Source organism: Sphingomonas paludis (assembly GCF_053502515.1).
The window spans coordinates 1,771,847-1,784,198 of record NZ_CP187558.1 but is presented as its reverse complement, the minus strand read 5'-3'; the positions used below and the strand labels follow the sequence as shown (position 1 = coordinate 1,784,198).

General features: G+C 66.2%; 8 protein-coding genes. 3 read left to right on the top strand and 5 right to left on the bottom strand.

What is annotated here, in order from left to right:
* Positions 1-146: 146 nt before the first annotated feature.
* A complete protein-coding gene (locus ACPVPU_RS08695) occupies positions 147-2,555 on the bottom strand; it encodes a glycoside hydrolase family 3 N-terminal domain-containing protein (RefSeq protein WP_448657534.1) in 2,409 nt (802 codons plus the stop codon).
* A 162-nt stretch (positions 2,556-2,717) separates the two neighbouring features.
* Here ACPVPU_RS08695 and ACPVPU_RS08690 point away from each other — a divergent pair, with 162 nt between their 5' ends.
* The 3 genes from ACPVPU_RS08690 to ACPVPU_RS08680 all read left to right on the top strand — a co-directional run bounded on the left by ACPVPU_RS08690 (position 2,718) and on the right by ACPVPU_RS08680 (position 7,153).
* Positions 2,718-3,770, top strand: a complete 1,053-nt coding sequence (locus ACPVPU_RS08690; protein WP_448657533.1) for a LacI family DNA-binding transcriptional regulator — start codon at positions 2,718-2,720, stop codon at positions 3,768-3,770.
* Positions 3,771-3,891: 121 nt separating this feature from the next.
* Entirely contained in the window at positions 3,892-5,304 is a 1,413-nt protein-coding gene (locus tag ACPVPU_RS08685) for a sugar porter family MFS transporter (protein ID WP_448657532.1), read from the top strand.
* Positions 5,305-5,374: 70 nt separating this feature from the next.
* Positions 5,375-7,153 carry an IlvD/Edd family dehydratase gene (locus tag ACPVPU_RS08680; protein WP_448657531.1) on the top strand — a complete coding sequence of 593 codons (1,779 nt, stop codon included), beginning with the start codon at positions 5,375-5,377 and terminating at the stop codon, positions 7,151-7,153.
* A 306-nt stretch (positions 7,154-7,459) separates the two neighbouring features.
* On the opposite strand, the gene ACPVPU_RS08675 is transcribed toward ACPVPU_RS08680, so the two are convergent.
* The 4 genes from ACPVPU_RS08675 to ACPVPU_RS08660 form a co-directional block, all read right to left on the bottom strand.
* Positions 7,460-9,385 (bottom strand): sialate O-acetylesterase, encoded by a 1,926-nt coding sequence (locus ACPVPU_RS08675; RefSeq protein ID WP_448660461.1) that lies wholly within the window; start codon positions 9,383-9,385, stop codon positions 7,460-7,462.
* A gap of 5 nt (positions 9,386-9,390) precedes the next feature.
* Positions 9,391-10,290 carry an SMP-30/gluconolactonase/LRE family protein gene (locus tag ACPVPU_RS08670; protein ID WP_448657530.1) on the bottom strand — a complete coding sequence of 300 codons (900 nt, stop codon included), beginning with the start codon at positions 10,288-10,290 and terminating at the stop codon, positions 9,391-9,393.
* Entirely contained in the window at positions 10,274-11,068 is a 795-nt protein-coding gene (locus ACPVPU_RS08665; protein WP_448660459.1) for an SDR family NAD(P)-dependent oxidoreductase, read from the bottom strand. Before ACPVPU_RS08665 ends, ACPVPU_RS08670 begins: the two co-directional genes overlap by 17 nt.
* A gap of 68 nt (positions 11,069-11,136) precedes the next feature.
* Positions 11,137-12,279 carry a fumarylacetoacetate hydrolase family protein gene (locus ACPVPU_RS08660; RefSeq protein ID WP_448660457.1) on the bottom strand — a complete coding sequence of 381 codons (1,143 nt, stop codon included), beginning with the start codon at positions 12,277-12,279 and terminating at the stop codon, positions 11,137-11,139.
* Between the last annotated feature and the right edge of the window lie 73 nt (positions 12,280-12,352).

Sequence of the window (12,352 nt, the reverse complement as noted above, 5' to 3'; positions counted from 1 at the left end):
GAAGACTTGGCAGCTTGCTGCCTAGTGGCAGCTGGGTGAGGGGTAAGGCCCGCCGTCAGCGTCGAACCCTCACCCTCTCCAAGCTATGCTAGCCGCTGACGCGGCAAGCTCCGCTATCCTCCCCCATCAAGGGGGAGGATCAGAGGTCACTCCACTGTCAGCTTGGCTTCCTTCAGCTGAACCGAGTCCGGCCCCGCCATGATCGTGAAGGTGCCGGGCTCCACCACCCGCTCCATCTTCATGTTCCACAGCGACAGCGCCTCGGGCGGCAGGGTGAAGCGGACCGTGCGCTTTTCGCCCGGCTTCAGCGACACCCGCTCGAACGCCTTCAGCTCCTTGATCGGTCGCGTGATGCTGGCCGCATCGTCGCGGACATAAAGCTGCACCACCTCGTCCCCGGCCCGCAGCCCGGTGTTGGTGACGTCGACCTCGACCGTGGCGGTGCCGCCCACCTTGATCGTCGGGGTCGTGACGCGCGGCACACCGATGTCGAAGCTGGTGTAGCTGAGACCATAGCCAAACGGGTAAAGCGGCTTGGTCGTATCGAACAGATAGCCGCGCCGCGCGCTGGGCTTGGTGTTGTAATAGACGGGCAGTTGGCCCGCATGGCGCGCAAAGCTGACGGGCAGCTTGCCGCCCGGATTGGCCTTGCCCAGAACGACATCGGCCACCGCATGGCCGGTCTGTTCGCCCAGATACCAGCCCTCGATCAGGGCGGGAGCATTTTCTGCCAGATAGTTCACCGCCAGCGGCCGTCCGTTCAGCAGCACGACGACCACCGGCTTGCCCAGCGCGATGATGCGCTTGGCCAGTTCGTCCTGCGGCCCCACCATGTCCAGCGACGAGCGGTCGCCCAGGTGATTGTCCGCCCATGCCTCCCGGCTCAGCTGCTCGTTCTCGCCCAGCACCATGACGATGACGTCGGCCGCCTTCGCCTTTTCGACCGCCTCGTCGGCCAGCCGCGCGTTGGTTTCGGCATCGATCAGCTCCACTTCGTCGCCGGCCCAGGCGCGCGACTTGGTCAGGCGCACGCCTTCGGCATAGTCCACCTGGAACTTGCCCTCGCCGGCCTTCTGCATTCCCTCAAGCACGCTGACGACGTGGCGCGGCACTTCGGAATAGCCGCCGATCGGGGTGTCGCGCGCATGGGTGCCGATCACGGCCATCCGGCCGATCCGGTCGGGATCCAGCGGCAGGACGCCCTTGTCGTTCTTCAGCAGGACAATCGCCTTCTGCGCCGCTTCCCGCGCCAGTGCGATGGCGTCGGGCGTGTTCTCCTTGGTCAGCGCCGCCTTGGCGTCGACATAGGGATTTTCGAACAGCCCGGCCTGGAATTTCAGCGTCAGGATGCGGCGCACCGCCGTGTCGATCTGCGCCTCGCTGATGCGGCCGGACTTGACCAGTTCGGGCAGGTGCTTGAACGCATCGTCGTCCGGTGCCTCGACATCGACACCGGCCTCGACCGCACGCGCCGCCGCTTCCTTCTTGTCGGTGAACATCTTGTGACGGCTGACCGTCTCGGCGACCGCGAAATAGTCGCTGACCACCATGCCCTTGAACCCCCATTCCTTGCGCAGCACCGTGTCGAGCAGCCAGGGGTTCACATGGCTCGGCACGCCGTCGATTTCATTGTAGCTGGGCATGATCGCCGCCACCGGCAGCGCCTTCACCGCCCGCTCGAACGGCGGAAAGAAGTTTTCGCGCAGGATGCGCTCCGAAATCTGGGCCGGGGCGATGTTGGTGCCGTTCTGCGGTTCGCCATGCCCGGTCATGTGTTTCAGCGTGACATAGACCTTGTCGTTGGCCAGCGGCAGCGTCGTGCCCTGAAACCCCTTGATCGCAGCCAGGCCGATCTCGGACACCAGATGCGGATCCTCGCCATAGGTTTCCTCGATCCGGCCCCAGCGCGGGTCGCGGGCGACGTCGACCACGGGGGCCAGCGCCAGATTGGCGCCCCGTGCCCGCATTTCCTTCGCAGCGACGGAAAACACCCGCTCGACCAGTGCTGGATCGAACGTGCTGGCCAGGCCGATCGCCTGGGGAAAGCTGGTCGCGCCGCGCGCGGTATAGCCGTGCAGCGCTTCTTCATGGACGAACAGCGGGATGCCCAGCCGGGTCTTTTCCACCGCCCATTTCTGGGCTGCGTTCACGTAATTGGCCGTATCCTCCGCCTCGCGGTTGACCACATCGGCCGTTGCCCCGGCTGCACCGGTATCGCGCACCACGCCGCGCTTGTCGGACGGACGCGACAACATGCCCAGACCGTTCGGGAAATTCTTCGACGCCGCTGCCGGATCGAAGGTGCCATCGGCGGTCTGGACCTTGTTCTTGGTGCCCCAGATGGCGATCATCTGGGCAAATTTCTCCTCGAGCGTCATCCGCTTGAGCAGATCCTCGACGCGCGCCTCGACCGGCTGGGACGGGTCCTTATAGGCCGGGCGGGCCTCCGCCTGAACGGGTGCGGGGTCCGGCGCGGCCAGGGCGGCACCGCCCGCCGCAAACAGGATCATGCTGGCCGATGCCGCCAGCGCGGCCCGGGTGCGATACAGTGTCATGGCGTTCCCCTCATGCGGCCAAAGCGCGCCAGATCGGCACACACCAGGCCTGATATCGTTACCAGCGGCTGACTGGCATCCCGATCCACAGGCGTCAACCATCAGACTCAATTGCGTTTGTTATGCCGTAACATTATGCAGGCTGCCGGAGATGGAGGGGGCATGAAGACGAGCAGACGGCGGCAGGGCAGCCCGACCGTGCAGGATGTGGCCGTGGCTGCGGGGGTGTCGGCCATGACGGTATCCCGCGTGGTCAACGGCGGCACCAATGTGCGCGAAGCCACGCGAACGGCGGTTTTGCAGGCGATCGAACGGTTGAATTACCGTCCGAATACCGCCGCGCGCAATCTGGCCGCGGGTGAGGCAACCCAGATCGGCCTGTTCTATGCCAACCCCTCGGCTGGCTATCTCAGCCAGTTGCTGATTGGCACGCTGAATGCCGCGCGCAAGTCGGGATGCCATGTCGTCCTGGAATCCTGCGAGGGCGAAAGCGACGAGGAACTGGCCGAAGCGACGCGACAGCTTGCCGCGACCGAGGTTCAGGGGGTGCTGATCCCCGCGCCTCTGTCGGAAAATCGGACGGTCCGCACCGAACTGGAAGCAGCCGGCCTCCCCTATGCGTCGATCTCGCTAGGGCAATTCATGCCGGGCAGCCTGAATGTCCGCATCGACGATTATGCTGCCGCGCGGGCGATGACGGATCATCTGTTGCGGCTGGGCCACCGGGAGATCGCGTTCATTCTCGGCAATCCCAATCAGGTCGCCTCTGCCGAACGGTATCGTGGCTTTTGCGATGCCATGGCCGATGCCGGGCTGAACCCCTCTGCGGCACGCGTCGAGCGGGGGGATTTCACCTTTCGCTCGGGCATGGAGGCAGCGGAGCGGATATTGGACAGCCGGTCGCGGCCGACCGCGCTGTTCGCGTCGAACGACGACATGGCGGCGGCCGCCGTGGGTGTCGCGCACCGGCTTGGCCTGCACGTCCCCGCCGACATCAGCATCGTGGGGTTCGACGATACGGCCATCGCCACGTCGATCTGGCCGGAACTGACGACCATCCGTCAGCCGACCGCGCAAATGGCGGAACACGGCGTCGCCCTGCTGCTGCGTCGCATTTCCGGCCGCCACGACGATCAGGGCGTCGAGGGGCATGACCAGATCGTTCCGTTCGTGCTGATCGAGCGCGAATCCGCCGGTCCGCCGCCAAAGCGGTGAACGATAGGGCACCCATCGCAAAGGCGCTTGCAATCATGCGCCGGATGGGCTTTTCAGTTAACGCTAACAGTCGGGCACAAGCCCGGCGACTTCAGGGTGAGACCGGAGGGGATAGGGAATAATGGTTCAGACAACGGCGGAGCGCACCAATCTGGCGCTCGTTATTGCCATCGTCGCGGTGGCGACGATCGGCGGATTGCTGTTCGGATATGACAGCGGCGCGGTCAACGGCACGCAGGACGGGCTGAAGGGCGCGTTCAACCTGACCGAGGGGGGCCTGGGCTTCACCGTCGGCTCGCTGCTGATCGGCTGCTTCATCGGTGCCTTCTTCGCCGGTCGCCTGGCCGACACGATGGGCCGCCGCAACGTCATGATCCTGACGGCGATCGTCTTCCTGATCGGCGCGCTGATCCAGGGCTTTTCCGAAATGCAGCCGCTGTTCGTCGTCGCCCGCATCATGGGCGGCATGGCGGTCGGCGCCGCCAGCGTGCTGTCGCCTGCCTATATCTCGGAAGTCGCTCCCGCCGACATTCGCGGCCGGATGACCACCATTCAGCAGATCATGATCATCACCGGCCTGACCGCCGCATTCGTGGTCAACTATTTCCTGGCCGCCGCTGCCGGTTCGTCGACCGCGCCGTTCTGGCTGGGGCTGGAGGCATGGCGCTGGATGTACCTGATGCAGGCGATCCCGGCCGGCGTCTTCCTGGTCGCCCTCCTCTTCATTCCGGAAAGCCCGCGCTATCTGGTGTCGAAGGGCAAGCTGGCCGAAGCGCAGACCGTGCTGACCAGCCTGTTCGGACCGGAAACGGCGAAGGCCAAGCTGGCCGACATCCAGGGGAGCTTTTCCGCCGATCACCGTCCACGCCTGTCGGACATCCTGACGCCCGGCGGCTTCCTTGGCATCCGTCCGATCGTCTGGGCGGGCCTGTTGCTGGCGGTGTTCCAGCAGCTCGTCGGCATCAACGTCATCTTCTATTACGGCGCGACCCTGTGGCAGCTGGCCGGCTTCACCGAAGATCAGTCGCTGCAGATCAACATCGTGTCCGGCGTCGTGTCCATCGCCGCCTGCATCATCACCATCTTCCTGGTCGACAAGATCGGCCGCAAGCCGCTTTTGCTGATCGGTTCGGCCGGCATGGCGGTCACGCTGTTCGCGCTGGTCTATACCTTTGCCAACGGCACGCTGGATGCCGAAGGGCAGCTCAGCCTGTCGCCGTCGCTCGGCACGCTCGCGCTGGTCGCCGCCAACCTCTATGTGATCTTCTTTAACATGAGCTGGGGCCCGATCATGTGGGTCATGCTGGGAGAGATGTTCCCGAACCAGATTCGCGGCTCGGCCCTCGCTGTCTGCGGCTTCTTCCAGTGGTTCACGAACTTCCTGATCTCACTCAGCTTCCCGATCATGGCTGCGGGCATTGGCCTGGCCGCCAGCTACAGCTTCTACGCTGTCTGCGCCGTGATCAGCTTCTTCCTCGTCCAGCGCTTCATCAAGGAAACGGCGGGCAAGGAACTGGAAGCCATGGAAGGCTGATCCGCCTTCCGCATCGATCCGGGGAGGGTGCACCGCCACCCTCCCCCTTTTTTTGACTGGAGACTGTCCCGTGACCCGCACCCCCGCCCGCCCCTTCCGCTCTCGCGAATGGTTTGCAGCGCCAGGGCGCAGCGACATGGCCGCACTCTATCTCGAGCGGTTCATGAATTACGGGATCACGCCCGAGGAGCTGATGAGCGGCAAGCCGATCATCGGCATCGCCCAGTCCGGCAGCGACCTTTCCCCCTGCAACCGGATCCACCTCGAACTCGCCAAGCGCGTGCGTTCCGGCATCGAAGCAGCGGGCGGTGTGTGCATCGAGTTTCCGGTCCATCCCATCTTCGAGAATTGCCGTCGCCCGACCGCGGCAATCGACCGCAACCTCGCCTATCTCGGCCTGGTCGAAATCCTTAACGGCTATCCGATCGACGCCGTCGTCCTGACCACGGGCTGCGACAAGACCACACCCAGTCAGGTGATGGCTGCCACCACCGTCGACATTCCCGCCATCGTCCTGTCCGGCGGCCCGATGCTCGACGGCTGGGACGAGGGCGATCTGGTCGGCTCCGGCACCGTCATCTGGCGCAGCCGCCGCAAGCTGGCGGCGGGCGAAATCACGGAGGCCGATTTCCTGCGCGCCGCGACCAGCTCCGCGCCGTCCGCCGGGCATTGCAACACCATGGGCACCGCCAGCACGATGAACGCCGTGGCGGAAGGGCTTGGCCTTTCCCTGCCCGGCTGCGCCGCGATCCCTGCACCCTATCGCGAGCGCGGCCAGATCGCGTATGAAACCGGCCGCCGCATCGTCGAGATGGCCTATGAGGACCTTCGCCCGTCGCGCATCCTGACGCGTCAGGCTTTCGTCAACGCAATCACCCTCGTCTCCGCCATCGGCGGCTCGTCCAATGCCCAGCCGCACATCGTCGCCATGGCCCGCCATGCCGGGGTCGAGGTGACGCCGCAGGATTGGCAGGACGCCTATGACGTGCCGCTGCTCGTCAACATGCAGCCCGCCGGCAAGTATCTGAGCGAGCGCTTCCACCGCGCGGGCGGCGTGCCCGCCGTGATGCACGAACTGATCGAGGCGGGCCGCGTCGATGGCAGCGTCCTGACCGTCACGGGCAAGTCGATGTCGGAAAACATCACCGGCCGCCACACCACCGACCGCGAAGTGGTGAAGCCCTATGCCGAACCGCTGATCGACAAGGCTGGGTTCCTGGTGCTCAAGGGCAATCTCTTCGATTTCGCCATCATGAAGACCAGCGTGATTTCCGACGAGTTCCGCCAGCGTTACCTGTCGCGCCCGGGTCAGGAAGGCATTTTCGAATGCCGCGCCATCGTGTTCGATGGCTCAGACGATTATCATCACCGCATCGACGATCCGGCGCTGGAGATCGACGAGAACTGTATCCTCGTCATCCGCGGCTCCGGCGTGCTGGGCTGGCCCGGATCGGCGGAGGTCGTCAACATGCAGCCGCCCGCTGCCCTGCTCCAGCGCGGCATTCGCAGCCTGCCGACGCTGGGCGATGGCCGCCAGTCGGGCACGTCGGACAGCCCGTCGATCCTCAACGCGTCGCCCGAAAGTGCTGCGGGCGGCGGTCTTGCCTGGCTCCGCACTGGCGACATGATCCGCGTCGATCTCAACACCGGCGAATGCAACGCGCTGGTTGAACAGGCGGAAATCGACCGCCGTCTTGCCGCCGACGGCCTGCCCCCCGTGCCCGAAAGCGCGACCCCGTGGGAGGAGCTGTTCCGCGAAAAGACCGGACAGCTCGGCGAAGGCGGCGTGATGGAATTCGCGCTGAAATACCGCAAGACCAGCGAAAAGGTGCCCAGGCACAATCACTGATCGCAAGCGTATAGCGCTCCTGCTTTCGCAGGAGCGCCGTTCCCCTCTCGCCTTAAAAGGGGGGTTCGGAGTCGTCCATGCCCGCGGCATGGATTGAACAGCGTGAGGCGGCTGTTCACCCCGAACCGGTTGCGCAGACTTGGCGGCTTGCCACCGGGTCGAAGCTGGGTGAGGAGCGATGGCCCGTCCAAGAAAACCCTCGCCCTTCCCACCGCTTCGCGGCGGGCCCCTTCCCTCTCCCGCGTGCGGGAGAGGGAGGGAGCGCCGTCAGGCGCGGAAGGGTGAGGGCCTTTCTGTCGTCAACCGCTATTCAACCGCGACCTCGAACGGCACGGCCGGCAGCGGCGCTTCGTCATACAGGTTGGTGACGGGCGTGTCGGCCCAGGCATAGCGCACCTTGTCCACCGGCTTGCCGTCGCCCGTCAGCCGCACCGTCGCCCCCTCGGTCCGCGCGGTGGCATAGCGGCATCCCGCCCCCGCGCCGCACAATTCGAACCCGATCGGCCCGGGCGCGCTCCACGCGTTCAGCTTGCCGGTCACCCCGGAAAAGCGGACGACGACGTCAGCGCCGTCGCGCTGCGCCCCGCTGACCAGCGGCCCCGACGGGGATTTGGTCCCGCCATAGGCCAGCGTCGTCGCCGCCCGCGCCAGCCGAGCGGCCAGTTCGTTCTTGTTCGCCGGGTGGATGTCGGTCCGCTCGCCGATATCGACTGCCGTCACGATGGCCGCATGGCCGTCATTCACTGCGGCCAGTCGCTGTTCGTTGCGCACCACCGCCCAGCCGCTTTCCACCGGCTGCGATGCGGGCGCACCATAATCCGCCAGCCCGACGATCAGGAACGGCAGGTCCGCCACCCCCGACTGCCGCCGCCACCCGGCCATCAGCGCGGCCATGCGCTTGTCATAGCCAAGCGTCCCAACGTCGCTCTCGCCCTGATACCAGGCCGCACCCTTCAGCGCGATCGACCCCAGCGGGGCGATCATGCCGTTATACAGCGTCGACAGCCCCCAATGGCTTTCCCACGGCGTGCGCGGCGGCTCGCCCTTCACCTTGGCGATGGCATAGCGCCAGCCATCGGCCAGGGGCAGCGCCGCCTGACCCTCGACCGTCAGCGCCATGCGCTCCGTCGGGCCCATGAAGCCGCCCGGCCCCCAATTGTCGCTGATCGCCACCAGGATGCGGTTTGCACCCGGCTTCAGCACCCCGGCGGGCACCGCATAGCTGCGCCAATTGCCCCAGCCAAAGGTCGATCCGACCGCGACGCCGTTGACCCACACCGTGTCACGCTCGTCGATACCGGCCAGATCGAGCGTCGCGCCCTTGCCCGCCGCATCCTTGCCGATCGTCACCTCGCGCCGGAACAGTACCGTGCCGTTCAGCTCCGCCGTCTCGCCGCCCCATTGTTCCCACGGCGTCATCTTCGGCACCGGCTGCCAGCTCAGGCGGTCGGGGGCGTTCCACGGCTCCTGCCCCGGCTTGTCGCCCGACTGTTCCCGCCACCATGTGCCCCAGCGTCCGGCGAACACCGCCAGCGCCTTGGCCGGATCCTCGCCGCGCAGTTGCATCAACGTCGCATCCTCGGCATTGCCGGGCAGCGGGCGGGCGTCCTCCAGCGCGATCCACGGCCGGATGGCGGTGCCGCCCCAGCTCGAATCGATGGCGCCCATCGGCACGCCCTGTTCGGCCTTCAACTGCTTGACCATCAGGTAACAGGCCGCCGAAAAGCCGCCGACGCTCTCCGGCGATGCGGCCGCCCATGCAGGCCGCTTCTCGAGCGGGGCGTCGGCCGAATAGGCGACGCGCTTTTCCATCTTGAGCAGGCGGAGCTGCGGATCGGCCGAGGACGCGACGATGCCCGGCCCGTTCAGCGTGTTGCGCGTCTCATATTCCATGTTCGACTGGCCGGAACACAGCCAGACATCGCCCGCCAACAGGTCGTCCATCACCGCCGTCGCGCCATTCGCGCCGGTAACGGTCAGCTTGTGCGGCCCACCGGCGGGGAGCGCGGGCAGCGTCGCCTGCCACTTGCCCGCTGCGTCGGCGGTTGCCTGAACCGAAGCACTGCCCATGGCAATGGTCAGCGCCTCGCCGGGATCGGCGGTGCCGATGACGATCAGCGGCCGATCGCGCTGGATCACCGCATGGCTGCTCATCGGGGTCAGGATGACGGGTTCCGCCGCCGCCGCCCCGGCGGTCAGCAGGAGCGCGAGCGCGAGCGTGCGGTGGATCATCCTCTTCAATACCCTTTTATCGTTGTTCCCTTCAATCCGGGCACATCGACCCGGAATGAAAACAGGTCCCCGGCCAGCGGCTCGCGCGCACGCGCGTCGGCATCCAGATGCTTGGCGGCGGTGGTCGCGAACACGGTCTTCAGGTCCGGCCCGCCAAAGGCGATCTTGGTAATCGCGCTGACCGGAAACTCGACGACCTCCAGCAACTCGCCTGTGGGCGAATAGCGCCGCACGCCCCATCCGGCATACAGGCTGATCCAGACGCATCCCTCGGCATCGACGCACGGACCGTCCGGATAGCCTTCGCCATTCGGGATCGCGGTGAACAGCCGGGTGTTGGCCAGGCTACCGTCGGGCTGAACATCGCTGGCATAGACCGGGCCGCCCAGCGTATCGACGGTATAGATGGTCTCGCTTTTCGGACAGAGCGCCGGGCCGTTGGTGATGGAAACCGGACCCGCCGCCTTGATGCAGCGGTCGCCGTCCAGCCGGTACCAGTAACCGGTGTCCGCCGTTTCGGCATCGTCCATCGTGCCGAACCACAAGCGGCCATGGCCATCGACCACGCCGTCGTTCAATCGGTTGCCCGGCATATGCGGTTCGGGGTCCACCAACGGGGTAAAGCTGCCGGACACGGGATCGAATATCGCCAATCCGGTTTGCAATCCGGCGATGAACCGCCCGCTCTCGGTGGGCAGACAGAATCCGACCTGCGCCGGCGCATCCCAGGATCGGCGTTCGTCCGTCGCCGGGTCATAGCGATGAATGCGGTGGCCCTTGATATCGACGAACCAGAGCGCCGCATCCCGTTCGACCCAGACCGGCCCCTCGCCCAGCGGCGCGCCGAGCGACCAGACCGATTTCGGCTCGGACCGCACGACGCTCATCTCAGCGCCAGCCCGCATCCACGAAATAGCTGTGTCCGGTGACCAGCCGCGCGTCGTCGGAGGCCAGGAACAGCACCATCGCGGCGATGTCATCGGGTACCAACCGCCCCTTCAGGCACTGGGCCGCCACGATCTCCGCCTCGCCCTCCGGCGTGTACCATTTCAGCTGGCGCGGCGTGCGGACATTGCCGGGGATGACGCAGGTCGACCGGATCCCGAACTCGCCCAGATCGCGCGCCAGGCTGCGCGACAATCCCTCGATCGCGGCCTTGCACGTCTGGTACAGCGGCAGGTCCTTCAGGCCCAGATGCCAGCTGATCGACCCCAGGTTGACGATCACGCCGCCGCCATTCGCCTTCATGCCCGGCACGACGGCCTGGGCGGCAAAGAACATGTGCTTCAGGTTCACCGACAGGCGGTTGTCCCAATAGGCTTCGTCCACCTGTTCGATGGAATGCCGGTCGTCATTGGCGGCGTTGTTTACCAGGATGTCGAACGGGCCGTCGGCCGCTTCCACCTTGGCGATGGCCGCCTGGAGCGCGGCGATGTCGGTCAGGTCGACGCGGTGGAACGTCGGCCGATGGGGGCCATCCAGCCGGTCGACCACGCCCTGCGAATCCGCTTCGGCGATATCGAAGAACGTCACCTGCGCCCGCTGTTCGACAAAGCCCTCGACCAGTCCCGCACCGATGCCGGAGCCGCCGCCGGTGATCAGCACGCGCTTGCCCTCAAGGCTCGGATAGAGTGCACGCTTGGCCGCGGCTTGCGTCAATTGAGCCGGATCAGCCTCGGCCATAATCAATTCCTTCGTCACTCTGAGTTCCTGTCCAGCGGGGCATCCCCTCCCCGCGCCCGTTCATTCCGTCAAGCCGAAACCGGCTCGACCAGCAACCCGCGCTCAGCCAAGTTGCGATAAAATCCGCGGATGCCCATGGTCCACGGGGCAGCCGCCTTGCTGGTGGTCACCCGGTTGACCAGCCGTCCCAGCCGGTCGTTGGCGATGGTCACCCGGTCGCCGACCTTGTGGGTGAACCCGCGACCCGGCTCGTCCCGGTCCTGCACGGGCGCGAACAACGTGCCCAGGAACAGGACGAATCCGTCCGGATACTGATGCTCGCTCAACGTCTGCTTGACCAGATCGAGCGGATCGCGGCTGATCTGCCGCATCGAGCTATGCCCCTCCAGGCGATAGCCCTCCTCGCCCTCGATCAGCAGGTCGATTTCCGCTGCACGCACATCGTCGATGCCGTAGCTGCCATCGAACAGGCGGATGAACGGCCCCAGCGAGCAAGAAGCGTTGTTGTCCTTCGCCTTCCCGAGAAGCAGCGCGCTGCGCCCCTCGAAATCGCGCAGATTGACGTCGTTGCCCAGCGTCGCGCCCACGGTCTGCCCGTGCGAATTGACCGCCAGGACGACTTCGGGCTCGGGATTGTTCCAGGTCGAATCGGACCGGACGCCGATTTCCGCGCCCCAGCCCAGCGTCGACAGCACGGGCGCCTTGGTGAACACCTCGGCATCGGGGCCGATGGCGACTTCCAGATATTGCGACCACATGTTCGCATCGATCAGCGCCTGCTTCAGCCGCGCGGCCGGTTCGGTGCCGGGAACGACGGAACGGATGCCGTCACCCACCTTGTCCTCCAGCTCGGCGCGGATCGCGGCCGCGGCGCCGGAATCCCCGCGCGCCCGTTCCTCGATCACCCGTTCGATCGCCGACACGGCAAAGGTCACGCCCGCCGCCTTCACGCATTGCAGGTCGACCGGCGACAACAGCACGGGGCCGCCGTCGCTGCCCGGCGCCGCCAAGTCCAGCACGTCGCCCAGCGCCCGGCCGGTCACCGACGCCGCATCGCCGTCCAGCAGGTCGGCGACCGTCGGCACTTCGCGCGACACATCGAACACCGTGCCGCCACGCACCACCACGGGCACGGGACCATCGGCCAGCGCAACGCGGCCAACCAGCGTTGCGTCGCGATAATCCACCGGCAGGGTTTCGGGCGTAAGCATCCTCTCCACGGCAATTCCCATCAGCTGTTCACTCTGGTAGCGCTACCACTAGTCCGCCCCCTGCCCGAGTCAA

What these genes read in the sequence shown, in the direction of transcription:
- ACPVPU_RS08675 (WP_448660461.1), bottom strand. Translation starts at nt 9,385, where the DNA reads ATGATCCACCGCACGCTCGCGCTCGCGCTCCTGCTGACCGCCGGGGCG.
- ACPVPU_RS08695 (WP_448657534.1), bottom strand. Translation starts at nt 2,555, where the DNA reads ATGACACTGTATCGCACCCGGGCCGCGCTGGCGGCATCGGCCAGCATG.
- ACPVPU_RS08665 (WP_448660459.1), bottom strand. Translation starts at nt 11,068, where the DNA reads ATGGCCGAGGCTGATCCGGCTCAATTGACGCAAGCCGCGGCCAAGCGT.
- ACPVPU_RS08660 (WP_448660457.1), bottom strand. Translation starts at nt 12,279, where the DNA reads ATGCTTACGCCCGAAACCCTGCCGGTGGATTATCGCGACGCAACGCTG.
- ACPVPU_RS08685 (WP_448657532.1), top strand. Translation starts at nt 3,892, where the DNA reads ATGGTTCAGACAACGGCGGAGCGCACCAATCTGGCGCTCGTTATTGCC.
- ACPVPU_RS08690 (WP_448657533.1), top strand. Translation starts at nt 2,718, where the DNA reads ATGAAGACGAGCAGACGGCGGCAGGGCAGCCCGACCGTGCAGGATGTG.
- ACPVPU_RS08670 (WP_448657530.1), bottom strand. Translation starts at nt 10,290, where the DNA reads ATGCGGGCTGGCGCTGAGATGAGCGTCGTGCGGTCCGAGCCGAAATCG.